This is a genomic window from Mitsuaria chitosanitabida ATCC BAA-476 = NBRC 102408, assembly GCF_001598255.1.
GTDB lineage: Bacteria > Pseudomonadota > Gammaproteobacteria > Burkholderiales > Burkholderiaceae_C > Roseateles > Roseateles chitosanitabidus.
Map to the genome: position 1 here is coordinate 38,588 of NZ_BCYP01000021.1, position 24,001 is coordinate 62,588.

A 24,001-nucleotide genomic window follows, 5' to 3' on the forward strand; every position below is an offset into this window, starting at 1 on the left:
CCGCCATGCAGCTCATCGGCATGCTTGACTCCCCCTACGTCCGCCGCACGGCGATCTCGATGCTGCTGCTCGGGCTGCACTTCGAGCACCGCTCCCTGTCGGTGTTCCGCACCTTTGACGAGTTCAGCCGCATCAACCCGGTCGTGAAGGCGCCGACCTTCGTCTGCGACGACGGCACGGTGCTGATGGACTCGACGCTGATCCTGCAGTACGCGCAGTCGCTGTCGCCGGGCCGGACGCTGCTGCCGCCCAGCGACCCGACGCTGCGCCGCGCGCTGCGCATCGTCGGCCTGGCGATGGCCGTCTGCGACAAGAGCGTGCAGGCGGTCTACGAGCAGCAGCTGCGCCCCGAGGACAAGCAGCACGGCCCCTGGCTGGACCGCTGCACGGGACAGCTGCGGGCGGCCTTGGTGGAGCTCGAGGCCGAGCTGCGCAAGGCGCCGTTGTCGGCCGAGCGCGACGTGATCGGACTCGCGGGCGTGAGCATCGGCGTGGCCTGGGAGTTCGCGCGACAGATGGTGCCGGAGCTGCTGCCGCCGGCCGACGAGTTGCCGGGGCTGATCGCCTATGCGACGGCGGTGGAGCAGCTGCCCGAGTTCCGCGCCGCGCCTCACGGCGACGGCACGGTGCAGCCGGTGGCAGGCTGAATCGGCTCTCCCGCGGTCCGGACCGCCGACGTGGTCACCCCGTGGAGGCTCGTCCAGAAATGACAGCGGGGGCCGAAGCCCCCGTGTCGGTCGCCGTGTGCGGGCGAGGCGTTCAGGCGATCAGTTCGCCGCCGGCATGCCGATGCGCGGCAAGGAGCGCAGCGCCAGATGCAGCAGGGCGGCGATGCCGAGCAGGGTCAGCAGACCCAAGCCCCATACCCCCCAGACCACCGGCACCAGCCAGCCGACCGCGGCGCCCGCGAGCGGCGCGCCCTGGCCGGCCAGCTCCAGCACCCAGCGCACCAGGTCCTGGATCGCGCTCAGCAGGCCGGTGTCGAGGAAAGGCTCGAGCCAGGCGGGAAACTTGAACGCCACCGCCGTCTTGCCGAGTTCGGCGGCCTGGCCGGTGGACAAGGCGTCCACCGTCCAGCGCACGACCGCGGCCGAGGCCCAGGCCAGCCCGCTCCACAACAGCGCGAGCAGACCGGCGATGGCCCACAGCGCCGTCTTCAGCGGATCGAGACCGCGGCGACGAGCGCCGCTGAGGGCGTCGCTCATCGTGCTTACTCGTCGCGGCCGGCGAAGCCGAACAGGCTCAGCAGGCTGGTGAACAGGTTGAACAGCGACACGAACAGGCTGACGGTGGCCATCACGTAGTTGCGTTCACCGCCATTCACGATGCGGCTGGTCTCGAACAGGATCATGCCCACCGACAGCAGCGCCACCACGCCCGACACGGCCATGGCCAGCGCCGGCAGCTGGAAGAAGATGTTCGCGAGCGAGGCCAGGATCGCGATGATCATGCCGGCGAACAGGAAGCCGCCCATGAAGCTGAAGTCCTTCTTGGTCGCCAGCACGTAGGCCGACAGCACCAGGAAGGTCGCGCCGGTGGTGCCCAGCGCCAGGGCGATGGTCGTGGCGCCGCCCGGCAGGTTGAGGATGGCGCTCAGCAGCGGGCCCAGCGTGTAGCCCATGAAGCCGGTCAGCGCGAACACCAGCGGCACCGAGGCCGCGCCGTTCTGCGTCTTGTGGATCGCGAACAGCAGGCCGAAGTAGCCGATCAGCGTCAGGATCATGCCCGGGGCGGGCAGCTTGAAGGCCACCGCCGCGGCCGCGACGGCGCCGCTGAACAGCAGCGTCATCGACAACAGCGCGTAGGTGTTGCGCAGGACGCGGGCGACGTCGCCGCGCTGGGTGAAGACGTCCCCCTGGGACGTCGTGGAAGTCGTGGGCGTCCAACCCGAGGGGGACGCCGGCTGTCGTTGGAAGTCGCTCATGGCTGGTTCTCCTGGATCCGATTGAGCCGTTGGACGAAAGCGCGCTCGCGCGCGCACGAAGCCCGGACCTTAGCGGCCCGATCGATTCCGAAAAACCTGCTTCTTCCTCAAGTTGCTGAAGCAAATTCCGAGTCGATGCCCACCTCACCGCCAGCGCCGGTCCGGCGACCCAGCAGCTTGGACACCAGCGGGTGGTTCTGGCCGCGGCGCGAGTAGATGGCGTGCACGTCCTCCATCACCTCGGTCTGGCCCAGCAGGTGCAGGCCGGCCATCATCGACAGGTCGTCCGCGCCCAGGCGGCTGACCGGGAACACGCCCAGGCCGCGGGCCGCGAAGACGCTCATCAGGGCGCTGTCCTCGAACTCGCCGACGATCTGCGGGCGGATGTGGTGCTGCTCGAACCAGCGCTCCAGGCCGGCCCGCAGCGAGGCGTGGCGCGTCGGCAGCAGCACCGGCAGCGTCTCCAGGTTGTACGGGAAGCCCTTGTTGGGCGCGCGCCGGGCGCGCTCGACCAGCTCGGCGGGGCCGTACCAGTCCACCGGCGTGCTGGCCAGCAGCTGGCTGGTGATGCGCAGCGTCGGGTTGACGGGGGCCGGCTGGTCGGTGAGCACCAGGTCCAGGTGATGCAGCGCGAGCTCGCCCAGCAGCTGGTCGACCTCGCCCTCGTGGCAGACCAGGCGCAGGTGCGGCGTGTCCAGCACCGGCGCCAGCAGGGCGTGCGCGGCCAGCTTGGACAGACCGTCGGAGAGGCCCACCGACAGACGCTGCACGCGCTGCGTCGCGGCTTCGTGCACCTCGTGGGGAATCAACTGGCCGATCTGGAAGATCTCCTCGGCGCGGCTGAAGGCGGCCTGGCCGGCCTCGGTCAGCACCAGGCCGCGGCCCTCGGGCTTGAGCAGCTGGCAGCCCATGAAGCGCTCCAGCTCCCGCACCTGCGCGCTGATGGTCTGCACGGCCATGCCCAGGCGGTCGGCCGCGCGGGCAAAGCCGCCCTCCTTGGCCACGACCCAGAAGTAATGCAGATGACGGTAGTTCAGGTTGGACATGGCAGCGCCTCCGAAAAAGTCGAAGCCGGATGATAACCAGCTTCGCTTAGACGGTAGTTAAGACGATTTTGTTGAAGGTTTTTTCGCTCACCCTCCTGAACACCGATCCAGAGGTTCGGACTTTCGTGCGTCGCGTCCGCGCGCAGTCCATGAGCTTGGCGGCCCGCTTCATCGCATGCGGGGCGCCGTCCGGCGAATCGCTGCCTAGAGTCCCCTCATGTCTGTCGCGGGCTGGGTCCCGCTCGAGGAGGGCGTCATGGGCTTCGTCGGCCTGCTGTTCTGGATGATTCTGTTCGTGCTGTGCTGGCCGCTGGCTCTGCTGGCGCTGGTGCTGTGGCCGCTGGCCTGGCTGATCACCTTGCCGTTCCGGCTGATCGGGTTGAGCGTCGAGGCGGTCTTCGCGCTGCTCAAGGCCATCCTGTTCCTGCCGGCCCGCGTGCTGGGCTGGCGCGAGACCCGTTGATCCGCGCCGAAAGACCTGGATCCGCGCCCCCCCGCGGCGTCCCATGAAAAACGCGCCGGTGGCCTCACGGCCCCGGCGCGTCGTCGTTCTGGCATCAGCCCGCTGGGGCTGGCGGGTCAGACCGCGGCCAGGCCCGCCTTCAGGTCGTCGCGCAGGTCCTCGATATCCTCGATGCCAGCGGAGATCCGCACCAGAGAGTCCGTGATGCCCAGACGCTCTCGCGTTGCCAGCGGGATCGACGCATGCGTCATCAGCGCGGGCAGCGAGATCAGGCTCTCCACGCCGCCCAGGCTCTCGGCCAGCGAGAAGATCCGCACCCGCTCCAGGAAGCGGCGCGCGCCGGCCAGGTCGGTGTCGAGCTGGACGCTGATCATCCCGCCGCCGCCGCGCATCTGACGCTGCGCCAGCGCGAGCTGCGGATGGCTCTCCAGCCCCGGGTAATGGACGCGACGCACCTTGGGCTGCGCCTCCAGCCAGCGGGCGAGTTCCAGCGCGCTCTCGTTGTGCCGCGCCATGCGCAGCGCCAGCGTCTTGAGCCCGCGCAGCGCGAGGAAGCTGTCGAAGGGGCCGGCAATCGAGCCGACCGCGTTGTGCAGGAACTCGAGCTGCTCGCGCAGCTGGGCCTGGCGCGGTTCGCCGCCGACCACGACCACGCCGGAGATCACATCGCTGTGCCCGTTCAGGTACTTGGTCGCCGAGTGCATCACCGCGTCGAAGCCCAGTTCCAGCGGCCGCTGCGACCAGGGGCTGGCGAAGGTGTTGTCGGCGATGGCGAGCGCGCCGTGTTCCCGCGCGATCTTCGCGACCGCGGCCAGATCGGTCAGCTTCAGCAGCGGATTGCTGGGCGTCTCGATCCAGATCATCTTGGTCTCGGGACGCAGCGCGGCGCGGACGTTCTCCGGATTGCTGCTGTCGACATAGGTCACCTGCAAGCCGGCGCTGCGCTTGCGCACCCGCTCGAACAGCCGGTAGCTGCCGCCGTAGAGATCGTCGCCCGCCACGATGTGGGAGCCCGCATCCAGCGTGTCCAGCACGGTGGCCATCGCCGCCAGGCCGGACGAGAACGCGTAGCCCTGCACGCCGCCCTCCAGGCTGGCGATCGCGCGCTCGTAGGCCTGACGGGTGGGGTTGTGGGTGCGGCCGTATTCGTAGCCCTGGTGGACGCCGGGGCTCTGCTGACGGTAGGTCGAGGTCGCGTAGATCGGCGGCATCACGGCGCCGGTCAGCGGGTCGGGATGCTGGCCGCCGTGGATGGCGCGGGTGTCGAAGCGCAGCGAGGCGTCGTCGTGGCCCTCGGCGGGCGGGGTGTTCTTCGGGGACTGGCTCATGACAAGCCCTTTCGCAGGTGATTCAGAAGGTCGAAGCGGGTGACCAGGCCGTGGAAGCCGCGCTCGTCGGCGATCACGGCGACCAGGCCCTGGCGCAACTGGGCGATCAGGTCGGACAGCGGCGCCCCCGGCGGCAAGGTGCGCACATCATGGCTCATCGCGGCCTCGACCGGGTCCTTGAAGTGGCGCGCGTCCATGTGCATCTGGGCGAGCAGATCGGACTCGTCCAGCAAGCCGACCAGCTTGCCGTCGCGCAACACCGGCAGCTGCGAGACCTCGGCCTGGCGCATGCGGGAGAAGGCGGTGGCCAGCGTGTCCTCGGGGCTGACGCTGACGACCGCGCCATCCTCGGCGCGGCGCGCGATCAGGTCGCGCAGGTCGCCCTTCGAGGCGCGCTGCAGCAGTCCCTGATCGAACATCCACGGGTCGTTGTAGACCTTGGAGAGATAGCGGGTGCCGGTGTCGCAGACCAGCGTGACGACGCGCTTGGGCGTGGTCTGCGCGCGGCAGTACTTCAATGCCGCGGCCAGCAGCGTGCCGGTCGAGGACCCGGCCAGGATGCCCTCGGCCTTGTAGAGGTCGCGGGCGGTGGAGAAGCTTTCCTGGTCGGTGATCGAGTAGGCGTGGCGCACGCCGCTCAGGTCGGCGATGGGCGGGACGAAGTCCTCGCCGATGCCCTCGACGGCCCAGGAGCCGGCCTCGCCGTAGCTGCCCTTCTCGACGAAGTCCTTGAGGATGGAGCCGGCGGGATCGGCGAGCACCACGTCCAGGCCCGGCCGCACCTTCGCGAAGAAGCGCGACAGCCCGGTGATCGTGCCGCCAGAGCCCACGCCGCAGACCAGCGCGTCGATGCGGTGGCCGGTCTGATGCCAGATCTCGGGACCGGTGGTGGTCTCGTGGGCGAGCGGATTGTTGGGGTTGTTGAACTGGTCGGCGTACCAGGCGCCGGGGATGTCCTGGACCAGGCGGGCGGCACGGTCCTGGTAGTAGTCGGGGTGGCCCTTGCCGACATCGGACCGCGTGATGTGGACCTCGGCGCCCAGCGCCTTGAGCTGCAGCACCTTCTCCGCCGACATCTTGTCGGGCACGACCAGCGCGACGCGATAGCCCTTGGCGCGGGCGACCAGCGCCAATCCCAGCCCGGTGTTGCCGGCGGTGGCCTCGACGACGGTGCCGCCCGGCTGGAGCAGGCCGTCGCGCTCGGCGGCCTCGATCATGGACAGGCCGATGCGGTCCTTGATGGAGCCGCCGGGGTTCTGCGACTCGAGCTTGAGGAAGAGCTGGCAAGGGCCGGTGTCGAGCCGGTTGACGGGGACCAGCGGCGTGTTGCCGATCAGGTCCAGCACGGCGGGGCGGTCGGCGCGATCGGGGCGCCGGGAGGGCCTGTCGTCGACGGTGGGAGAGGCGGTCATGCGCGTTCCTTCGATCCTGGTGGGATGGGGCGGGCCCGCGTCCGGCAAGGATGGCGCCGGGGCGGGCGGCGAACCGTTCAGCGTAGGCGATCGCTAGCGCGGTGGCCGCAGCAGCTTATCCGCATCGCTTCGTTCGCGCGCGGGATCGAAGGTCATACCCTTGGATCCATGTCGTCCAGTAAGGGAGTCTTCAAGACCCAGCCATGACCTGATCACCTTGTCATCCGATGCGAGCACGCCCCGGCTTCGGCCGGGGCGTTCCTATTGGGGATCCCGACGACTGGAGTCGGTGGGCGACGAGGCGATTTGCGCTGAAACGGGTCAATGACCAGCAGGTGTCGGAGGAGCAAGCTGACGCCCCTCTCCACGGCATCTCCAGGACGGTCATGATCAACGAAGCCCTCTGCCAACGCGCACTCGAAGTCGCGGACGAGCCCATGAGCCGCGAGCAGCTCATCAACACGGCTTTGCGATGGTTCATCGCGCGGCAGGCGCAGGAGCGCTTGGCGCAGATGGGCGGCATCGCCCCGAACCTCCCGGACATTCCGCGTCGGCGTCAAGACCCTGAGAACGAGGAGGACCTGCAATGATGAAAGTGATCGTGGACACATCGGTGTGGATCGACCACTTCCGTCGCAACAACCCGTCGCTACTGGCGCTCCTTGACTTGGACGTCGTGCTCGCCCACCCAATGATCCTCGGCGAGCTCCGCTGCGGCAGCTTGCCCGAACCGCGCGCGACCGCGCTCTCCACTCTTGAGGACCTGGAGCCGAGCGCCGCCGTGGACATCGATGAGGTCATCGATCTCATCGAGGAAGAGCGGATCTTCGGCAAAGGATGTGGGCTGGTCGATCTGTCGCTGCTGGCATCGACCATCAAGACCCCGGGAGCTCGGCTCTGGGCAGCCGACAAGCGGCTCGCCGCGCTGGCCAAGCGACTCGACGTCGCCTACGTCGAGTCGGCGCCGCAGGGGCGTCATCGAGGGGAGCTCGCGCTCACCGCTGCATCCCCCACCGCCTGACCGTCGCCTTCTCGATGGTGCTGAAGACGAGGCGCTCGACCAGCCACCCGATCAGGATCACGAGCGCCAGCCCGGCGAACACGCGATCGGTCATCAGTTCGTTGCGGTTCTGGAAGATGTACCAGCCCAGCCCGCCCTGGCCCGACGAGGCGCCGAAGAAGAGTTCGGCGGCGATCAGCGTTCTCCAGGCAAAGGCCCAGCCCACGCGCAGGCCCGAGAGGATCGCCGGCAGCGCCGCCGGCAGCAGGATGAAGGCGACGTAGCGCGGCCCCTTCAGACCGTAGTTCCGGCCCGCCATGCGCAGCGTCTCCGGCACCGACGCGAAGCCCGCCGAGGCCGCCAGCGCCAGCGGCCACAGCACCGCGTGGACCAGCACGAAGATCAGACTCGTCGCGCCCAGCCCGAACCACAGCAGCGCCAAGGGCAGCAGGGCGATGGCGGGCAGCGGATTGAACATCGCCGTGAGGCTGGAGAGCAGGTCACGGCCCCAGCGCGAGGCCGTCGCCAGCGCCGTCAGCGCGAGCGCGAGCGCCACGCCCAGCGCGTAACCCTGCAGCAGCAGCTTCAGCGAGATCCCCGCGCGCAACAGCAGCTCGCCGTTGACCAGGCCGTCCCAGAGCGCGCGAGCGGCGGCGGTGAAGGTGGGCAGCAGAAGATCGTTGTCGGCGACTCGCGCGGCGACCTCCCAGGCGCCGGCGAGCAAGGCCAGCAGCGCGGCTTGACGCCAGGCGCTCAAGTCGATCAGTCGGCGCCATGGCGGCACGACGGTCTCGATCGGCGCGGTGTAGTCCGGGAGCTCGCGCTCCCGCTCCAGGCGCAGCGGTGGATCCGGCAGGCGCGACGCGCGATCCGGGAGACCGGCGCCACCCGCGGCGCGCGCGCTCCCCGAGATGCTCCCCGTACCCGACGCACCCGCGTGATCGGGCACCGCCCCACCAGGCAAGACCGTGACACTCATCGAGCGACTCCCGTCAGCTCATCCTCGAACAGCAATCGTTCGATCCGCTGTGCCTGCGCCGCGCGCTGCGACGGGGTCAGGGCTTGCGCGTTGAGCTCCGCCCGCACCCGACCCGGATGCGGCGACAGCACCAGCACCCGATGCCCGACGAGCAGCGCCTCCTCGATCGAGTGGGTCACGAAGAGCAGCGTGAAGCGCTCCTGTTCCCACAGCGCGAGCAACTCGTCCTGCATGCGCCGGCGCGTCAGCGCGTCCAGCGCGGCGAAGGGCTCGTCCATCAGCAGCACGCGCGGCTTCATCGCCAGCGCGCGGGCGATGGCCACCCGCTGCTTCATCCCGCCGGAAAGCTGGTGGGGATAGGCCGACCCAAAGTCCGCCAGTCCCACCCGCGCGAGCCAGTCGCGCGCCCGTTCCATCGCCTGCTTGCGCGGCGCGGTGCCCGAAGCGATGAGCGGGAAGGCGACGTTCTCCAGCACCGTCTTCCACGGTGGCAACTGGTCGAACTCCTGGAACACGGCGATGCGGTCCGGCCCCGGCCCGAGGACGGGTTGTCCGTCGACGAGGATCCGCCCCTCGGACGGCGCGACGAAGCCTCCCACCGCCTTCAGCAGCGAGGACTTGCCGCAGCCCGACGCGCCCAGCAGCACGAAGCGCTCCGAGGGCAGCACGTCGAAGTCGACGCGGTGTGTGGCCCGCACCAGGCCGCGCTCGCCGCGGTAGTCCAGGCTGACGCCCTCGACGCGCAGCCGCGCGTCCAGCGCGGCCGCGCCGGGCTCGCGATCGACGCCGCCCACTCCGTCGATGGCGCCGAGGGCCTCGGCCGCCACCGTGTCCAGCGCGCTGTCGACCCCGATGTCGTGGCCGGCGTCGATCCGGTCCAGCACCGCGCTCACGCTCAGCTCCCGTCCGCGTTCTGCGGATCGTCGAAGAAGTAATCCTGCGCGGATGCCGGCTTGTTCTTGATCGCGCCCACGCGATGCATGAAGGCCGCCAGTCCGTAGGTGTTCTGCGGCGTGATCTTGAACTGCACCTCCGGGTTCTTGATCACTTTCAGCAGCAACTCGCGCGGGACCTTGGAGTTCTCGTTGCGGATGTAGATGTCCGCCGCCTTCTCGGGGTTCTTCGCGATGAAGTCCGCCGCCTCGGCCAGCGCGCCGACGAAGGCCTTGTAGGTCTTCGGGTTGTCGCGCCGGAACTTCTCCGTCGTGTACAGCACCGTCGCCGACGCCGGCCCGCCCAGCACCTCGTAGCTGCTCAGCACGACGTGGACGTTGGGGTTGCCCGCCAGCCCCTGCTCCTGGAAAGGCGGGTTGCCGAAGTGGGCGTTGATCTCGGTGCCGCCCTTGATCAGCGCGGCCGTCGCCTCGGGATGCGGGATCGCGACCTGCAGCCGGTCCAGCTTGTTGAACTGCGCGTCGCCCCAGCGCTTGGCGGAGGCCAGCTGCAGCACCCGCGCCTGCACCGACACGCCCACCGCCGGCAGGGCGATGCGGTCCTTGTCGCTGAAGTCGTCGATCGTCTTGACGGCGGGGTTGCTGCTGGTCAGGTAGTACGGGAAGTTGCCCAGCGAGGCGATGCCGCGCACGTTCTGCCGGCCCTTGGTCTTGTCCCACAGCGTCAGCAGCGGCCCGACACCCGCGCCCGCGATGTCGATGCTGCCCGAGAGCAGCGCCTCGTTGATCGCGGGACCACCGGACAGCTGCACGCGCTGCACCTGGACGTCGACCCCGGCGGCCTTGCCGTGCTTCTCGATCAGCTTCTGGTCCTGCGCCACGTTGAGCAGCAGGTAGACGATGCCGAACTGCTCGGCGATGCGGATCTGGCCTTCGGCGTGCGCGGGCAGGGCACCCAACGTCAGCGCGCCGGCCATCGCGCCCGCGAGGACACGGCGCAGCAGGCGCCGCGGCGTGCTCGCCATCGTGGAGACGCCGGGGCGGTCGCCTGGAACATCGCTCGGGGAGCGGAGCGGATCGCGGGTCGACGCGAACTCGAGGAAGCGGTCGGTGGTCATGCGGGAACGTCGCCTTCGATGGTGGTGCGGTAGAGGTGGCGGCGCAGGTGGTCCGGGCAGCCGGCGGCCAGATGCAACAGCGAGCGGTTGTCCCAGAACACCAGGTCGTGCGCCTGCCAGTGATGGCGGTACACGATGCTCTTGCGACTGCTGTGCTCGAAGAGCTGGGCCAGCAGGTCGCGGCTTTCGTCCTCGGGGACGTCGAGGATCCGCGTCGTGAAGTGCTCGCTGACGAAGAGCGCCCGGCGCCCCGTCTCCGGATGCGTGCGCACCACCGGCTGGGAGACCGGCCTGACCTCGGCGATCTGCTCGGGGGTGAGCTTCGGGCGCCACGGGTTCCTCGCGCGCAGTTCCTCGTAGCGGGCGAGGTAGCTGTGCTCGGCGCGCAAGCCGGCGATGGCGGACTTCACCGCCAGCGGCAGCCCGTCATAGGCCAGATGCTGGTTCGCGAAGAGCGTGTCGCCGCCCTCGGCGGGCAGCTCCTGCGCGTGCAGCAGCGAGCCCAGGCTGGGGCGCTCCTTGTAGGACAGGTCGGAGTGCCAGTACTGGCCCGCGTCGCCCAGACCCAGCGGCTGGCCGTCGGCGTCGCGCAGGTTGGAGACCTGCAGGATCTCGGGATGCCCGGCCAGCTGGAAGTTGCGCAGCACGTGGATCTGCAAGGGTCCCCAGCGGCGGCTGAAGGCGATGTGCTCCGCCGGCGTGATGCGCTGGTCGCGGAAGACCAGCACGTGATGGTCCAGGTGGGCGCGGTGCAGGCGGGCGAAGTCGCCGTCGCTCAAGGGTCGCGACAGGTCGATGCCCACGACCTCCGCGCCCAGCGGCGCGTCGAAGGCGCGGATCTCGAAGCCCTGGTCGGCGGCGGTCAGCGTCGCGTCCTGCGACAGGACGGAGGGATAGCCGGCGCGGTCGATGAAGGACGCGGCGGTCCGGGCGGCGAGGGGCGAGGCGGTGGCAGTCATGGCCGTCGACTCTAGGCAGCCGTCCTTCTTCGGCGAACGAAGCTCGCGGCATGTCCAAGCGCGCGAAGCGCATAAGCGTGCTCGATGCGCGACGTCGCTCGCACGTCAGCGCCCTGGCGCGCACCGGCTTGTTCGCCAGCGCACATTGGGCAACGTCTTGTCACCCTTGGCGGGCGAATGCCGGGCTGGCGACATCTATCTTTACCTTGCTCGGTCAAGCAGCAAGGGGGCCTTCCTAGACTCGGCCGCTGCCCGGCGCCTCGTCGCCGACCCAGAACAAGCAGCGGAGGAACGCCCCATGAAACAAGTGATCTGCGTGAAGTGGGGCAGCGCCTACGGCGCCGACTACGTCAACCGTCTCTACGGCATGCTGCGCCGGCACGTGACCGGCGAGTTCCGCCTGGTCTGCCTGACCGACGACGCCACCGGCATCCGCCCCGAGGTCGACGCCTACGACCTCCCGGAGCTGGGCTGCGAGTGGCCCAAGCGCTCCATCGGCAAGTGGCGCAAGCTGGTGCTGTGGAGCGAGGACCTGGGCACGACCACCGGCCTGTCCGGTCCGGTGCTGTTCATCGACCTGGACTCCGTGATCGTCGACAACATCGACGGCTACTTCACCCATGGCGACCCGGACGACGTGGTGCTGGCCCGCAACTGGGCCAAGCCGCTGCAGAAGCTGGGGCAGACCTCGGTGTTCCGCTTCCCGGTGGGCAAGCATCCGCACATCATCCGGAACTTCCGCGCCGATCCGCAGGCCGTCGCCGACAAGCACCACTTCGAGCAGCATTTCGTGACGGCGTCGGTGCCGGGCGGGATCAAGTTCTGGCCGCATCTGTGGACGCGCCACTTCCGCCTGCACTGCCTGCCGCCGTTCCCGCTGCGCTACTTCCTGCCGGCGCGTCTGCCGGAGGGCGCGCGCATCGTGACCTTCCCGGGAGGCCCCAATCCCAGCGACGTGCTGGTGGGCCGCTGGACGCAGCAGGACCCGGCGCACGAGACGCCCTGGCAGCACATCAAGGCGACCTTCTCCGGTGGCGTCACCCACCGCTGGCGCCATCTGCGCCGTTATGTGCGCCCGACGCCGTGGCTGGCGCAGCACTGGGTGGAGTGAGCCCCGCGCCCGCCGACTTCGCGGGGGTCTCCGGGCCCGCCAGGTCCTGGATCACCTCCAGGGCCGTCTTCACCTTGAAGGGCTTGAGCATGATGCGGCGCGCGCCCAGCTCCTTGTAGAGCTGCGCGGTCGACACGTCGCAGGCCTCGGCGGTCAGCGCGACCGGCGTCCCCGGCGCGCAGCGCAGCGCGCCCGCGCGCACGCTCTGCAGCAGCGCCAGCGCATCCAGCCCCTGGCCGATGTCGAGCAGCAGCCCGTCCATGGTCTGGTGCTCCAGCAGCCGCTGCGCGGCCTCGTGGCTGCTGCACTCGTGGACCTCGGCGATCTGCATCTGGCGCGCCACCAGCGCGACCGTGCGCCGGAACAGCGAGTGCGGGTCGACCAGCAGCAGTTGCCGTTGCGCGTGCGGCATCAGTGCGGCTCCTCGGCCAGCGGCTGCCCGAGCAACTCCGCCACCGCCAGGTCGCGCAGGCTCATCAGGATGGCCAGGTCGGTGTCGTCCATGCCGCGGCGACGGCGATCGATCAGGCACAGCGTCCCGATGCGCACCCCGGGCGTGAGCTCCAGCGGCGCGCCCGCATAGAAGCGGATGTGCGGCGGCCCCAGCACCATGGGGTTGTCCGCGAAGCGCGGATCCTGCGTCGCGTCGCTGACCACCATCACCTCGGGCGCGTGGATCGCATGGCCGCAGAAGGAGACATCGCGGCCGGTCTCGCAGACCGCCAGCCCGAAGCGGGCCTTGAACCACTGGCGGTTGGTGTCGACCAGGCTGAGCAACGCGATGGGGACGCCGAACTCCTCGGCGGCGAACTGGACGATGCGGTCGAAGCGCTCCTCGGGGGGCGTGTCCAGGATCAGCAGCTCGCGCAGCGCCTGGAGCCGATCGGCTTCGTTGTCGGGAATCGGGGCGGTCATCATGGGACGCGGATCCTCCTTGCATCGCGGCGGGGCTTGTCGCGCCCCTCTCGGCCAGCGAAGGCCCCAGCCTATCGGAGAAGCCCCGCCCGTGCCAGCGCCGCCCTCCTGGTAGGGAGCGACGCCCCCGCCGCCGCCCCATTCCCGTCCCGCCGGCACCCGCGATCCCGGCCCATTCCTGCTTATGAGCGCCCCGCACCTCCATGCGCCGATTGCGCATTGGCGTCGTCGCGCCCGCCGCCCCAGACTGCGCAGCACGGAGGCGCCCATGTCGCCTCCGCCGGCGGCGGCCGTACTGCCACCGGAAAGGCATGGTGAAAGCCCAGGTCGTGACCGTGGGCCGCCCTCGGGGTCTTGGGGGAGGCGCTTCCGGCGGTTCGCGGTCACGGTCCTGGCGCCTTTCAATCCGCCTCCCGGCAGCTCTGAAGCCGCTTCCCGGGCCACCGCGCCCGGAGGACCTCCGGCATCGCGCCGGCCACGCCCGTGGCCCGGCGCCTTCGCGCGCCTGCTTATTTCATATTCGAGATAAGCAAATGCTCAAACAATCGTTCCTGGAATAAGGACAGTTTGGCAAGCTTCACGGCCCGATCACACGATTCCCAGAGTCCGCTTGCCATGACCCACGCCAACGCCTCGAAGTCCCGCCCGTCGCTGTCCGCCCTGACCGCGGTGAGCCGCCGCCACGCGCTGATGCTGGGCGCCGCGACGGCGCTGATGGGGACGTCCTCGCTGGCGCTGGCGCAACAGGCGCCGACCACGCTGCTGAACGTCTCCTACGACGTGGCGCGCGAGCTCTACAAGCAGGTCAATCCGGCCTTCGTCGCCGCCTACAAGGCCAAGACCGGCCAGACCATCACGGTGAACCAGTCGCACGGCGGCTCGTCCAAGCAGATCGGCTCGGTCATCGGCGGTCTGGAGGCCGACGTGGTCACCATGAACCAGGCCACCGACGTCGACACCCTGGCCGAGAAGGGCCTGACCAGCGCCGACTGGCGCAACAAGTTCCCCAACGCCGCCGCGCCCTACAGCTCGACCATGCTGTTCCTGGTCCGCAAGGGCAACCCCAAGGGCATCAAGGACTGGGGCGACCTGGCCCGCCAAGGCGTGTCGGTGATCATCCCCAACCCCAAGGTCACGGGCAACGGCCGCTACGGCTACCTGGCCGCCTGGGGCAGCGTCGTCGCCAAGGGCGGCACCGAGGCGCAAGCCAAGGACTTCGTCTCCAAGGTGCTGGCCAACGTGCCGGTGCTGGACGGTGGCGGCCGCGGCGCCACCACCACCTTCACCCAGCGCGGCATCGGCGACGTGCTGCTGACCTTCGAATCAGAAGCCGAGCTCATCGAGAACGAATTCGGCAAGGGCAACTTCGAGGTCGTCTATCCCAGCATCTCGATCGAGGCCGACGCCCCGGTCGCCGTGGTGGACAAGGTCGCCCAGAAGCGCGGCTCGGCCGCCCTGGCCAAGGCCTATCTGGACTTCCTGTGGACGCCGGAGGGCCAGGAAATCATTGCCCAGAACAACTTCCGTCCGCGCGATCCGGCCATCTTCAAGAAGCACGAGAAGCGCTTCGCGCCGATCAAGCTGTTCACCGTCGAGCAGACGCTGGGTGGCTGGGCCAAGGTGGGCAAGACCCACTTCGCCGACGGCGGCACCTACGACCAGATCATGGCCGCGCGCCGCTGAGCGCCAGCGCCGCAAGACCTGGCCCCGAGCACCCGACCCCGCGTCGCCTCGACCCCGATCCCGCTTGATCCGCTGATCCGATGAACACCGCCGTGCTTCCCGCGTCGCAGGCCGTCCCCGCGACGCCCCGCAAGCGACGCCGCGTCCTGCCCGGCTTCGCGCCGACGCTGGGCTTCACGCTCTTCTACCTGTCGCTGCTGATCCTGATCCCGCTGTGCGCGGTGTTCCTGAAGTCCGCCGGCCACGGCGCCGAGGCCTTCTGGAACGCGGCGACCTCGCCGCGGGTGCTGGCCTCCTACCGCCTGAGCTTCGGCGCATCGCTGCTGGCCGCGGGCATCAACGTGGTGTTCGGCTTCATCCTGGCCTGGTCGCTGGTGCGCTACGACTTCTTCGGCAAGAAGCTGGTGGACGCGCTGATCGATCTGCCCTTCGCGCTGCCCACCGCGGTCGCCGGCATCGCGCTGACCGCGCTGTACGCGCCCAACGGCTGGATGGGCAGCTGGCTGGAGCCGCTGGGCATCAAGGTGGCCTTCACACCGCTGGGCGTGCTGATCGCGCTGATCTTCATCGGCCTGCCCTTCGTCGTGCGCACGGTGCAGCCGGTGCTCGAGGACCTGGACACGGAGCTCGAGGAAGCCGCCGCCTCGCTGGGCGCGCACCGCTGGCAGGCCTTCCGCCTGGTGGTGCTGCCGATGCTCACGCCGGCGCTGCTGACGGGCTTCGCGCTGGCCTTCGCGCGTGCGGTGGGCGAGTACGGCTCGGTGATCTTCATCGCCGGCAACATGCCCATGGTCAGCGAGATCACGCCGCTGATGATCATCACCAAGCTCGAGCAGTACGACTACGTCGGCGCCACCGCGATCGCCGTGGTGATGCTGGTGTTCAGCTTCCTGCTGCTGCTGGGCATCAACGGACTGCAGGCCTGGAGCCTGCGTCGCAACGGACTGGACGGGAAGCGCTGACATGGCCGGATCCGCCGCAACCCTGGGCCGCGCCAAAGCCGCCGGCCACTTCCAGAGCAACCCCGCCACGCGCGAACGCGCCTGGGTCCGCTGGACCCTGCTGGCGCTGGGCCTGGGCTTCTTCGCGCTCTTCCTGCTGCTGCCGCTGGCCGCCGTCTTCACCGAGGCGCTGCGCAAGGGCTGGGACACCTATCTCGCCTCGCTGATCGAACCCGATGCCGTCTCCGCCATCAAGCTGACGCTGCTGGCGGCGGTGATCTCGGTGCCACTGAACGTGGTCTTCGGCGTGAGCGCCGCCTGGGCCATCACCAAGCACGACTTCCGCGGCAAGCAGTTGCTGATCACGCTGATAGACCTGCCGTTCTCGGTGTCGCCCGTGGTCGCCGGCCTGATCTACGTGCTGATCTTCGGCGCGCAAGGCTGGTTCGGCCCCTGGCTGGCCGATCACGACATCAAGATCATCTTCGCCGTGCCCGGCATCGTGCTGGCGACGGTGTTCGTGACCTTCCCCTTCGTCGCGCGGGAGCTGATCCCGCTGATGCAGGCGCAGGGACGCGATGAAGAAGAAGCGGCGACGGTGCTGGGCGCCAGCGGCTTCAAGACCTTCTGGCACGTCACGCTGCCCAACATCAAGTGGGGCCTGCTCTACGGGGTGATCCTGTGCAACGCGCGCGCCTTCGGCGAGTTCGGCGCGGTGTCGGTGGTCTCGGGCCACATCCGCGGCCAGACCAACACGCTGCCGCTGCAGGTCGAGATCCTCTACAACGAATATCAATTCGCCGCGGCCTTCGCCGTCGCGTCGCTGCTGGCCTTGCTGGCGCTGGTCACCCTGGGACTCAAGCAGTTCGTCGAGTGGCAAGCCTCCCGCAACGTCGTGAAGGAAGAAGCATGAGCATCCAGGTCCGCAACATCCACAAGTCCTTCGGCAGCTTCACCGCGCTGGGCGATGTCAGCCTGGACTTCCCCACCGGCGAGCTGACCGCGCTGCTGGGCCCCTCGGGCTGCGGCAAGACCACGCTGCTGCGCATCATCGCGGGACTGGAAACGGCCGATCGGGGCCAGGTCTTGCTGGACGGGGCCGACGCCTCCGACACCCATGTGCGCGAGCGCGAGGTCGGTTTCGTCTTCCAGCATTACGCGTTGTTCCGCCACATGACGGTCTTCGACAACGTCGCCTTCGGCCTGCGCGTGAAGCCGCGCAAGCAGCGGCCGCCGGAGTCGGAGATCAAGCGCAAGGTCCACGAGCTGCTGCAGCTGGTGCAGCTGGACTGGCTGGCGGACCGCTATCCGCCGCAGCTGTCCGGCGGTCAGCGTCAGCGCATCGCGCTGGCCCGCGCGCTGGCGGTCGAGCCGCGCGTGCTGCTGCTGGACGAGCCCTTCGGCGCGCTGGACGCCAAGGTCCGCAAGGAGCTGCGCCGCTGGCTGCGCCGCCTGCATGACGAGCTGCACATCACCAGCATCTTCGTCACGCACGACCAGGAAGAAGCGCTGGAAGTCGCGGATCGCGTGGTCCTGATGGATCACGGCCGCGTGGAGCAGGTCGGCTCGCCGACCGAGGTCTACCAGCGTCCGGCCACGCCCTTCGTCTACGGCTTCCTCGGCGCGGTCAACCGCTTCGAAGGCCGCGTGGACAGCGGCATCGTCCGCGTCGGCGACCAGACCCTGGCGCAAGGCGCCGCCGCCGCGATCGAGGGCGCCCAGCAGGGTCTGGTGCAGGCCTACGCGCGCCCGCACGAGCTGGTGATCATCCCGACGCAGGACGCGCCGGGTCTGCCCGCGACGGTCGAGCGCGTGTTGGCCTTCGGCGCCGCCGCGCGCGTCGAGCTGCGCGGCGCGCAGGGCGAGCATCTGGAAGCCGAGCTCAGCCGCGAGCAGGCTGAGGCGCTGCAGCTGGCCTCGGGTCAGCAGGTGCGGCTGCAGGCGTCGCGTCTGAGCCTCTTCGGCATCGACCAGGCGGCTTGATCCTCTGACCCGTACTCCGACAAGCAAGCCGCAGAGCGGGCAGTCTCGACCATGAATCTCCAGCAGTTGCGCATCGTCCGGGAGGCGGTGCAGCAGAACTTCAACCTGACCGAGGTGGCGGCCGCGCTGTTCACCTCGCAGTCCGGCGTCAGCAAGCACATCAAGGACCTGGAGGACGAGCTCGGCGTCGAGCTCTTCCAGCGCCGCGGCAAGCGGCTGCTCGGGTTGACCGAGCCGGGCAAGGAGCTGGCGGTGGTCGTCGACCGCATGCTGCAGGACGTGCGCAACATCAAGCGCCTGGCGCAGCAGTTCAGCAGCGCCGATCAGGGCCAGCTGACGATCGCCACCACGCACACGCAGGCGCGCTACGCGCTGCCGCAGGTGGTGGCGCGCTTCAAGCAGGCCTATCCGCGGGTGCACCTGGTGCTGCATCAGGGCAGCCCGTCGGAGATCGTCTCGCTGCTGCAATCGGGCGAGGCCGACATCGGCATCGCCACCGAGGCGCTGGGCAAGGACGACGCCTTCGTCACCTTCCCGTTCTACGAGTGGCGTCACGCGGTCGTCGTGCCGGAAGGGCATCCGTTGACCACGCGTCCGCTCACGCTCGAGACCCTGGCCGAGCAGCCGCTGATTACCTATCACGAGGGCTACACCGGCCGCGCCCGCATCGACGCGAGCTTCGCGGCGGCGGGCCTGGCGCCGGACCTGGTGATGTCGGCGCTGGACGCGGACGTGATCAAGACCTATGTGCAGGTGGGACTGGGCGTCGGCGTGATCGCCGCGATGGCCTTCGAGCCGACACGCGACTCCGGCCTGCAGCTGCTGGACGCGAGCCACCTGTTCCCGGCCAACACCACGCGCATCGCGCTCAAGCGCGGCCACTACTTGCGCGGCTTCGCCTATCGCTTCGTCCAGGAGTGCGTGGCCGAGCTGACCGAGGACGTGGTACGCGAGGCGATGGAGCCGAACGCGGCTTGATCGTCGCGGCCATGGTGGCTGCGGCACACCCTGGCCCCGCGGGGCAGGCTCACGGCGGGTGACGACGGCGCACGTTCAGCGCGGGCTGACGTTCAGCGGCTTGGCGTAGAACGCGTCCACGCGCGCGCCATAGCGGGCCTTGGCATCGACGCTGAGGTGGCTCAGGAACTCGTCACGCAGGAACTGCCGACCCGTCGCCGAGCCGAGTACCCGCTCGATGTGCTCGATCGTGCGGCGGCCCCAGGGCGTCCTCGGACAGGCGATGCCCGACACCACCGGCTCGCTGAAGCCATCGATGGGCACGCTGACCAGATCGGCCATCGAGATCGGACCGGCGCGGGCCGACGAGGTCGCGTTCGCCGCGTTGGCGCGCAGCGCCTGCTGCGCGGCCAGCACGAAGTCGTATTCGATCGTGTAGTCGGCGCGGCCGATGGCGATCATCGACAACATGTTCCCGCCGAAGTCCGGCGTCGTGTACGCGTCGACCACGCCCGGCGGCCGCTTCGCCAGCAGCGCGTCGATCGCGCGCCCGTAGCTGCGACCCGCGACCACCGCGCCGCGCAGCTGCCTCGCGGCCCAGACGCGCTCGAGCTCCACGTCGCCCGCCGCGTTGCGCGCGAGCTTGGGCAGCGCGGCGCGGCGCACGATCAGCTGGTGCGGCGGCACCAGATGCGTATCGATGAAGTAGGCGACGGTCTCGCGCTCGGGCGTGCGCAGCACGCCGAGGTGGCAGGCGCGCTCGCCGGCTTCGACCATTCGCCAGGAGCGCTTGACGTTGGCGATCAGCACCTCGTGCTTCGCGCGCGTGCCCCAGTGCGCGATCAGGTAATCGGCGACCGGCTGTCCCAGACCGAGCCGCGAGGGCACGGCGGCCACGGGCGCCGCTGGGCTCGCGCCCGAGCCGCCCGGCGTCGGCACGGACACGGCCGCGTCGATCTCCGGCATCAGCCAGGTCACGCGGTCGGATGCGGGTTGCGCCAGGGCGGCGCCCACGGCGAGCGTGCCGACGACGCCGAGCATCAGCGCCTTCGTCGACGCGAGCTTCGTGACGACCTGGGCCGCGGTCACGGGCGCGATCGACGGCATGGACGGGGGGAAGGCGGGGAACTGCTTCATGGCCACAAGCTGCGCAGCATAGGGCTTCCAAGCTCTTGCACCGCCCGCGAAATTGCTTATCGGTTTTTGTTGGAGGACAGCACGGGCGCGGATTCGAATAATCAATCCGCATAAGGAAGCCGCTTTCCCGACGTTTCCCTCACGTTCGTCGCCGGAAGCCGGCCGAAGGCCGCAAGGCCCGATCTGCACTGGATTCCACTGGCCTTCCCCGCGTTGTCCCCACAGCGCCCACGACGATGAATTTCCAACAGCTCCGTTCCGTCCGCGAGGCCCAGCGCCGCGGTTTCAACCTGACCGAGGTGGCGCAGGCCCTGCACACCTCGCAGCCCGGCGTCAGCCGCCAGATCCGCGAGCTCGAGGACGAGCTCGGCATCGACATCTTCGTGCGCGCGGGCAAGCGGCTGACCGGCCTGACCGAGCCCGGGCGCAACGTGATGCCCATCGTCGAGCGCCTGCTGCGAGAAGCCGAGAACCTGCGCCGCGCCGGCGAGGACTTCGCCCGCGCCGACAGCGGCCACCTGCGCATCGCCGCCACGCACAGCCAGGCGCGCTATGCGCTGCCGCCGGCGGTGCGCGACTTCCGCGACTCGCATCCCGAGGTCAGCCTGCAGTTCACGCAGGGCTCGCCGCAGCAGATCGCGCGCCTGCTCATCGACGGCGAGGCCGACGTGGGCATCGCCACCGAGGCGCTCGCGCTGCATCCCCAGTTGCTCACGCTGCCCTGCTACCGCTGGACCCACACCGTCCTCGTCCCGCCCGGCCATCCGCTCGAGCAGGAGGCCGCCGACGGCCGGCCACTGACGCTGGAGCGGCTGGCGCAGTTCCCCGTCATCACCTACGAGACCGGCTACACCGGCCGCTCGCACATCGACGACGCCTTCGCGAGCGCGGGGCTGGACCTGAACGTGGTGCTGGTGGCGATGGACGCCGACGTGATCAAGACCTACGTCGAGCTGGGCCTGGGCGTGGGCATCGTCGCGGCCATCGCCTACGACGAGGAGCGCGACCGCCATCTGCGCGCGATCGATGCCCGCCATCTCTTCGCCGACAACCTCACGCGGCTGGCGGTGCGGCGCGACGCGTATCTGCGCGACTACGTCTACGCCTTCATCGAGACCTTCGCACCGCCGCTGACACGGGTGCTGGTGGAGCAGGCGCGCGTGGCGCCGGGCGGAGCGGATTGAAGGGAGCCCCGGTTCCAAGGGGCCATGCCGAAAGTTTTTTCGCATGAGCACATCCGCGGCGCACGACTTTGCAAAGCTGAAACACTTGGTTGGGCGATGAGGGGCGGCTTCCTAGAGTGACGGGCTCAGCTGCTCACTCCCACAAGGAAGACTCTTGAAGCCCAACGTCAAGCAAACGGCCCGACTGACCGGTTCGGCCGCCACGCTGGTGGCCGCCCTGGCCGCCGCGTTCCCCGCCAGCCTCGCCTTCGCGCAGGACGCGCCGCCGGGCACCGGCGAGGCCGCGAAGGCGGCCCAGAAGGAACCCGCCAAGGAGGCCGGCAAGGACCCCGCGAAGGAGGCGCCGCTGCCGTCGGTGGTGGTGACCGGCTCGCGCATCTCGCGCGTGAGCAGCGAGGGCCCCAGCCCGGTCACCGTGATCAAGGCCGAGGACATCGACCGGCTCGGCTACAAGAACGTCTCCGACGCGCTGTCCAGCCTGACCGAGAACACCGGCTTCACCCAGGGAGAGGACTTCGGCAACACCTTCACGCCGGCCGCCAACGCCATCAGCCTGCGCGGCCTGGGGCCGAATCACACGCTGGTGCTGGTGAACGGCCGCCGCGTCGCCGACTATCCGACGGCCTATGAAGGCTCGGTCAACTTCGTCAACATCGCCAACATTCCGTCGGCGCTGATCGACCGCATCGAGGTGCTGAGCGGGGGCGCGTCCTCGGTCTATGGCTCGGACGCGATCGCCGGCGTGGTCAACATCGTGCTGAAGAAGCATGTCGACGAGATCAGCGTGAACCTGCGCGTCGGCGGCACGCAGCGCGGCGGCGGCGAGAACGCCCGCGCCCAGGTGACCGGCGGCTTCGACGGCGGCGCGCTGCAGGGCGTGTGGGGCGTGGAGCTCAGCGGCCGCGAGCCGATCTGGAGCCGCCAGCGCGACTTCATGGCCGACACCACCTTGCAGGGCGCGGCGCCGACGGTGGTCATCGGCCGCCGCAACGCGAGCAACGGCAAATACCTCGCTCCGACCGACGGCTGCGCCGCGGCCGGCACGCTCTTCGACGGCGCCACCTCCGCCTACACCGGCAAGAGCGGCACCTACTGCGGCAGCGGCCGGGCCTCGCCGACCTACTGGACCACGCAGACCGGCAATCGCAGCGCGCAGGCCGCGGGCCAACTGACCTGGCAGCTCGGCCACGGGCTGGAACTCTTCGCGGAAGGGCAGTTCGGCTCGGCGCGGACCGAGAACAACACCCGCGGTCCGAGCTGGACCTCCGAGGTCACCGGCAACAGCTATTTCCGCAACCGGACCACCGGCCTGCTCGAGACCTGGACGCGGCGCTTCGCGCCGGAGGAACTGGGAGGCGCGGACCGCTTCAACCGCCAGTGGCGGGATTCGACGCACAACATCGCCGTCGGCGCGCGCGGAGAACTCAGCGGCAGCTGGACCTACGAGATCGCGTTCAACAGCTCCTACTACCTGAACCGCACGACCACGCCGCGACTGCTGTCGGGCATCGACACGCTGCTGCTGGGGCCCAAGCTGGGCACCGAGGCCGACGGCACGGTGATCTACGCGGCCGATCCGGCGCGGCTGTTCCGGCCGCTGACGCCGCAGGAGATCGACAGCGTCACCGGCCGCAGCTGGACGCGCAACGCCAGCTGGAGCCAGCAGCTGAGCGCCACCGCCAACGGCGAATGGTTCTCGCTGCCCGGCGGCCCGGTGAAGGCGGCCGTCGTGGCCGAAGCCGGCACGCAGGGCTTCCGCAACGAAGCCGATCCGCGCCTGGGCACCAGCGTCTTCTACAACACCAGCACCTCGCCGGCCGTGCGCGGCACGCGGGGCCGGCTGGCGCTGGGCGGCGAGCTCAACGCGCCGATCACCCGGCAGCTGACCGCGACGCTGGCCGCGCGCCACGACCGCTACGACTTCGCCGGCCGCAACGACGGCAGCACGACCTACAACGCCGGTCTGGAGTTCCGGCCGCTCTCGTCGCTGCTGGTGCGGGCGCAGCACGCGACCAGCTTCCGCGCGCCGGACATGAATTACATCTTCGCGCAGCAGACCAAGGGCTACTACTCGTCGTCGACGGACTACTACCGCTGCGTGGCCTCGGGCCAGCCCATCACCAAGTGCGACTTCGCCAACGTGTCGCCGGGCTTCAACTACCTGCGCACCGGCTCGGCGGACCTGAAGTCCGAGCGCGGTCGCTCCTGGGGCGTGGGCGCGGTGTGGCAGCCGGCGGCGTCCTTCGACCTGTCGGTGGACCTGTGGAAGATCGCCATCCGCGACCTGGTCACCGACCTGAGCGCCGACGGCCTGCTGCGGACCGAGGCCGACTGCCGCTCCGGCGCGAAGGACCTGCAGTCCCCGACCTGCCAGGACGCGATCGCCCGCATCCGGCGCAATCCGCTGGACGCGCTGGTGCGACCGGGCGAGGTGGCGGAGATCCGCGTCAATCCGATCAACGCGGCCAGCGAGTCCACCTGGGGCATCGACGTCGGCACGCGCTACAGCTGGTCGGCCGAAGGCTGGGGCCGCTGGACCGCGGACGCGAAGTACACCAAGGTCAAGAGCTTCCGGTACCAGCAGTTCGCCGGCGATGCCAACGACAACATCGTCGGTACCCGTGATTTCGGCGACTGGCCGAGCCGACTCAACGCGAGCTTGAACTGGAAGATCGGCGATTGGTCCCACACGCTGGCGGCCCAGCGCAACGGGCGCATCCCGGGCGCGGAACCGGGCGCCTGGGTCGGCCCCTACTGGAACCTCAACGCGAGCACCTCGTGGCAGCTGGCCAAGCGCACGCGGGTCAGCGTGATCGTCAACAACGTGTTCGACAAGATCCGCCGCGACCCGAGCTCGACCTGGCCGTACTACCCGGTGGGCTACTACCTGCCGCACGGCCGCCAAGGCTGGATCGAGCTGGAGCACAGCTTCGGCGCATGAGGCCGCGCGCCCGACCCGGGCGCCATG

Annotated in this window: 24 protein-coding genes; 12 read left to right on the forward strand and 12 right to left on the reverse strand. The window is 69.6% G+C overall.

Features of this window, described 5'->3' with window-relative positions:
* The first annotated feature begins 5 nt into the window (after positions 1-5).
* Positions 6-647: a glutathione S-transferase gene (locus MCHT01_RS14215; RefSeq protein ID WP_067066008.1), complete on the forward strand. Its 642-nt coding sequence runs from the start codon at positions 6-8 to the stop codon at positions 645-647.
* Positions 648-767: 120 nt separating this feature from the next.
* Here the strand turns inward: MCHT01_RS14215 and MCHT01_RS14220 are convergent, their stop codons facing one another.
* The 3 genes from MCHT01_RS14220 to MCHT01_RS14230 form a co-directional block, all read right to left on the reverse strand.
* Positions 768-1,205, reverse strand: coding sequence for a hypothetical protein (locus tag MCHT01_RS14220; RefSeq protein WP_067066009.1), 438 nt, complete (start codon positions 1,203-1,205; stop codon positions 768-770).
* Between the two features lie 5 nt (positions 1,206-1,210).
* The gene (locus MCHT01_RS14225) at positions 1,211-1,924 is read right to left on the reverse strand and encodes a Bax inhibitor-1/YccA family protein (protein ID WP_067066010.1); all 714 of its coding nucleotides are present in this window, start codon (positions 1,922-1,924) and stop codon (positions 1,211-1,213) included.
* 107 nt (positions 1,925-2,031) lie between these two features.
* Entirely contained in the window at positions 2,032-2,970 is a 939-nt protein-coding gene (locus MCHT01_RS14230) for a LysR family transcriptional regulator (protein WP_067066011.1), read from the reverse strand.
* Between the two features lie 217 nt (positions 2,971-3,187).
* Between MCHT01_RS14230 and MCHT01_RS14235 the strand changes: the two genes are divergently transcribed.
* Positions 3,188-3,433 (forward strand): hypothetical protein, encoded by a 246-nt coding sequence (locus tag MCHT01_RS14235; RefSeq protein ID WP_245643296.1) that lies wholly within the window; start codon positions 3,188-3,190, stop codon positions 3,431-3,433.
* Positions 3,434-3,549: 116 nt separating this feature from the next.
* On the opposite strand, the gene MCHT01_RS14240 is transcribed toward MCHT01_RS14235, so the two are convergent.
* A complete protein-coding gene (locus tag MCHT01_RS14240; RefSeq protein ID WP_084452629.1) occupies positions 3,550-4,761 on the reverse strand; it encodes a trans-sulfuration enzyme family protein in 1,212 nt (403 codons plus the stop codon).
* Positions 4,758-6,173 carry a pyridoxal-phosphate dependent enzyme gene (locus tag MCHT01_RS14245; protein ID WP_067066013.1) on the reverse strand — a complete coding sequence of 472 codons (1,416 nt, stop codon included), beginning with the start codon at positions 6,171-6,173 and terminating at the stop codon, positions 4,758-4,760. The genes MCHT01_RS14240 and MCHT01_RS14245 overlap by 4 nt, the downstream gene beginning before the upstream one ends.
* Before the next feature lie 227 nt (positions 6,174-6,400).
* Between MCHT01_RS14245 and MCHT01_RS27435 the strand changes: the two genes are divergently transcribed.
* Complete coding sequence (locus MCHT01_RS27435) at positions 6,401-6,763, forward strand: hypothetical protein (RefSeq protein ID WP_245643298.1); 363 nt, start codon at positions 6,401-6,403, stop codon at positions 6,761-6,763.
* Positions 6,760-7,194: a type II toxin-antitoxin system VapC family toxin gene (locus tag MCHT01_RS14255; RefSeq protein ID WP_337958247.1), complete on the forward strand. Its 435-nt coding sequence runs from the start codon at positions 6,760-6,762 to the stop codon at positions 7,192-7,194. Before MCHT01_RS27435 ends, MCHT01_RS14255 begins: the two co-directional genes overlap by 4 nt.
* Here the strand turns inward: MCHT01_RS14255 and MCHT01_RS14260 are convergent.
* The 4 genes from MCHT01_RS14260 to MCHT01_RS14275 form a co-directional block, all read right to left on the reverse strand.
* The gene (locus tag MCHT01_RS14260) at positions 7,169-8,152 is read right to left on the reverse strand and encodes an ABC transporter permease (protein ID WP_084452632.1); all 984 of its coding nucleotides are present in this window, start codon (positions 8,150-8,152) and stop codon (positions 7,169-7,171) included. The two genes, MCHT01_RS14255 and MCHT01_RS14260, sit on opposite strands and share 26 nt — an antisense overlap.
* A complete protein-coding gene (locus MCHT01_RS14265) occupies positions 8,149-8,946 on the reverse strand; it encodes an ABC transporter ATP-binding protein (RefSeq protein ID WP_174549056.1) in 798 nt (265 codons plus the stop codon). Before MCHT01_RS14265 ends, MCHT01_RS14260 begins: the two co-directional genes overlap by 4 nt.
* Before the next feature lie 101 nt (positions 8,947-9,047).
* Positions 9,048-10,022, reverse strand: coding sequence for an ABC transporter substrate-binding protein (locus MCHT01_RS14270; RefSeq protein ID WP_067066082.1), 975 nt, complete (start codon positions 10,020-10,022; stop codon positions 9,048-9,050).
* Between the two features lie 137 nt (positions 10,023-10,159).
* Positions 10,160-11,122, reverse strand: a complete 963-nt coding sequence (locus tag MCHT01_RS14275) for a TauD/TfdA dioxygenase family protein (RefSeq protein ID WP_084452634.1) — start codon at positions 11,120-11,122, stop codon at positions 10,160-10,162.
* Positions 11,123-11,420: 298 nt separating this feature from the next.
* Between MCHT01_RS14275 and MCHT01_RS14280 the strand changes: the two genes are divergently transcribed.
* The gene (locus MCHT01_RS14280; RefSeq protein WP_067066014.1) at positions 11,421-12,233 is read left to right on the forward strand and encodes a glycosyl transferase; all 813 of its coding nucleotides are present in this window, start codon (positions 11,421-11,423) and stop codon (positions 12,231-12,233) included.
* Here MCHT01_RS14280 and MCHT01_RS14285 read toward each other — a convergent pair.
* A complete protein-coding gene (locus MCHT01_RS14285) occupies positions 12,160-12,645 on the reverse strand; it encodes a response regulator (RefSeq protein WP_067066015.1) in 486 nt (161 codons plus the stop codon). The genes MCHT01_RS14280 and MCHT01_RS14285 overlap by 74 nt on opposite strands.
* Positions 12,645-13,151: a GAF domain-containing protein gene (locus MCHT01_RS14290; protein WP_067066016.1), complete on the reverse strand. Its 507-nt coding sequence runs from the start codon at positions 13,149-13,151 to the stop codon at positions 12,645-12,647. Before MCHT01_RS14290 ends, MCHT01_RS14285 begins: the two co-directional genes overlap by 1 nt.
* A 687-nt stretch (positions 13,152-13,838) precedes the next feature.
* Here MCHT01_RS14290 and MCHT01_RS14295 point away from each other — a divergent pair.
* The 5 genes from MCHT01_RS14295 (at position 13,839) to MCHT01_RS14315 (ending at position 18,733) form a co-directional block, all read left to right on the forward strand.
* The gene (locus tag MCHT01_RS14295; RefSeq protein ID WP_067066084.1) at positions 13,839-14,831 is read left to right on the forward strand and encodes a sulfate ABC transporter substrate-binding protein; all 993 of its coding nucleotides are present in this window, start codon (positions 13,839-13,841) and stop codon (positions 14,829-14,831) included.
* Positions 14,832-14,911: 80 nt separating this feature from the next.
* Positions 14,912-15,793, forward strand: coding sequence for a sulfate ABC transporter permease subunit CysT (cysT, locus tag MCHT01_RS14300; RefSeq protein WP_067066017.1), 882 nt, complete (start codon positions 14,912-14,914; stop codon positions 15,791-15,793).
* A gap of 1 nt (position 15,794) precedes the next feature.
* The gene (gene cysW / locus MCHT01_RS14305) at positions 15,795-16,685 is read left to right on the forward strand and encodes a sulfate ABC transporter permease subunit CysW (protein ID WP_067066018.1); all 891 of its coding nucleotides are present in this window, start codon (positions 15,795-15,797) and stop codon (positions 16,683-16,685) included.
* Entirely contained in the window at positions 16,682-17,755 is a 1,074-nt protein-coding gene (locus MCHT01_RS14310) for a sulfate/molybdate ABC transporter ATP-binding protein (RefSeq protein ID WP_067066019.1), read from the forward strand. Before cysW ends, MCHT01_RS14310 begins: the two co-directional genes overlap by 4 nt.
* A 51-nt stretch (positions 17,756-17,806) precedes the next feature.
* Positions 17,807-18,733 (forward strand): CysB family HTH-type transcriptional regulator, encoded by a 927-nt coding sequence (locus MCHT01_RS14315; protein WP_067066020.1) that lies wholly within the window; start codon positions 17,807-17,809, stop codon positions 18,731-18,733.
* 75 nt (positions 18,734-18,808) lie between these two features.
* Here MCHT01_RS14315 and MCHT01_RS14320 read toward each other — a convergent pair whose 3' ends face one another.
* On the reverse strand, positions 18,809-19,849 hold the full coding sequence (locus MCHT01_RS14320) for a hypothetical protein (protein WP_067066021.1): 1,041 nt from the start codon (positions 19,847-19,849) through the stop codon (positions 18,809-18,811).
* Positions 19,850-20,085: 236 nt separating this feature from the next.
* On the opposite strand from MCHT01_RS14320, the gene MCHT01_RS14325 reads away from it, so the two are divergent.
* Both MCHT01_RS14325 and MCHT01_RS14330 read left to right on the forward strand, forming a co-directional pair.
* On the forward strand, positions 20,086-21,033 hold the full coding sequence (locus MCHT01_RS14325; protein ID WP_067066022.1) for a CysB family HTH-type transcriptional regulator: 948 nt from the start codon (positions 20,086-20,088) through the stop codon (positions 21,031-21,033).
* A 154-nt stretch (positions 21,034-21,187) separates the two neighbouring features.
* Entirely contained in the window at positions 21,188-23,974 is a 2,787-nt protein-coding gene (locus MCHT01_RS14330; protein ID WP_245643299.1) for a TonB-dependent receptor plug domain-containing protein, read from the forward strand.
* Positions 23,975-24,001 lie beyond the last annotated feature (27 nt).

What these genes read in the sequence shown, in the direction of transcription:
- MCHT01_RS14215 (WP_067066008.1), top strand. Translation starts at nt 6, where the DNA reads ATGCAGCTCATCGGCATGCTTGACTCCCCCTACGTCCGCCGCACGGCG.
- MCHT01_RS14220 (WP_067066009.1), bottom strand. Translation starts at nt 1,205, where the DNA reads ATGAGCGACGCCCTCAGCGGCGCTCGTCGCCGCGGTCTCGATCCGCTG.
- MCHT01_RS14225 (WP_067066010.1), bottom strand. Translation starts at nt 1,924, where the DNA reads ATGAGCGACTTCCAACGACAGCCGGCGTCCCCCTCGGGTTGGACGCCC.
- MCHT01_RS14230 (WP_067066011.1), bottom strand. Translation starts at nt 2,970, where the DNA reads ATGTCCAACCTGAACTACCGTCATCTGCATTACTTCTGGGTCGTGGCC.
- MCHT01_RS14235 (WP_245643296.1), top strand. Translation starts at nt 3,188, where the DNA reads ATGTCTGTCGCGGGCTGGGTCCCGCTCGAGGAGGGCGTCATGGGCTTC.
- MCHT01_RS14240 (WP_084452629.1), bottom strand. Translation starts at nt 4,761, where the DNA reads ATGAGCCAGTCCCCGAAGAACACCCCGCCCGCCGAGGGCCACGACGAC.
- MCHT01_RS14245 (WP_067066013.1), bottom strand. Translation starts at nt 6,173, where the DNA reads ATGACCGCCTCTCCCACCGTCGACGACAGGCCCTCCCGGCGCCCCGAT.
- MCHT01_RS27435 (WP_245643298.1), top strand. Translation starts at nt 6,401, where the DNA reads ATGCGAGCACGCCCCGGCTTCGGCCGGGGCGTTCCTATTGGGGATCCC.
- MCHT01_RS14255 (WP_337958247.1), top strand. Translation starts at nt 6,760, where the DNA reads ATGATGAAAGTGATCGTGGACACATCGGTGTGGATCGACCACTTCCGT.
- MCHT01_RS14260 (WP_084452632.1), bottom strand. Translation starts at nt 8,152, where the DNA reads ATGAGTGTCACGGTCTTGCCTGGTGGGGCGGTGCCCGATCACGCGGGT.
- MCHT01_RS14270 (WP_067066082.1), bottom strand. Translation starts at nt 10,022, where the DNA reads ATGGCCGGCGCGCTGACGTTGGGTGCCCTGCCCGCGCACGCCGAAGGC.
- MCHT01_RS14275 (WP_084452634.1), bottom strand. Translation starts at nt 11,122, where the DNA reads ATGACTGCCACCGCCTCGCCCCTCGCCGCCCGGACCGCCGCGTCCTTC.
- MCHT01_RS14280 (WP_067066014.1), top strand. Translation starts at nt 11,421, where the DNA reads ATGAAACAAGTGATCTGCGTGAAGTGGGGCAGCGCCTACGGCGCCGAC.
- MCHT01_RS14285 (WP_067066015.1), bottom strand. Translation starts at nt 12,645, where the DNA reads ATGCCGCACGCGCAACGGCAACTGCTGCTGGTCGACCCGCACTCGCTG.
- MCHT01_RS14290 (WP_067066016.1), bottom strand. Translation starts at nt 13,151, where the DNA reads ATGATGACCGCCCCGATTCCCGACAACGAAGCCGATCGGCTCCAGGCG.
- MCHT01_RS14295 (WP_067066084.1), top strand. Translation starts at nt 13,839, where the DNA reads ATGCTGGGCGCCGCGACGGCGCTGATGGGGACGTCCTCGCTGGCGCTG.
- cysT (WP_067066017.1), top strand. Translation starts at nt 14,912, where the DNA reads ATGAACACCGCCGTGCTTCCCGCGTCGCAGGCCGTCCCCGCGACGCCC.
- cysW (WP_067066018.1), top strand. Translation starts at nt 15,795, where the DNA reads ATGGCCGGATCCGCCGCAACCCTGGGCCGCGCCAAAGCCGCCGGCCAC.
- MCHT01_RS14310 (WP_067066019.1), top strand. Translation starts at nt 16,682, where the DNA reads ATGAGCATCCAGGTCCGCAACATCCACAAGTCCTTCGGCAGCTTCACC.
- MCHT01_RS14315 (WP_067066020.1), top strand. Translation starts at nt 17,807, where the DNA reads ATGAATCTCCAGCAGTTGCGCATCGTCCGGGAGGCGGTGCAGCAGAAC.
- MCHT01_RS14320 (WP_067066021.1), bottom strand. Translation starts at nt 19,849, where the DNA reads ATGAAGCAGTTCCCCGCCTTCCCCCCGTCCATGCCGTCGATCGCGCCC.
- MCHT01_RS14325 (WP_067066022.1), top strand. Translation starts at nt 20,086, where the DNA reads ATGAATTTCCAACAGCTCCGTTCCGTCCGCGAGGCCCAGCGCCGCGGT.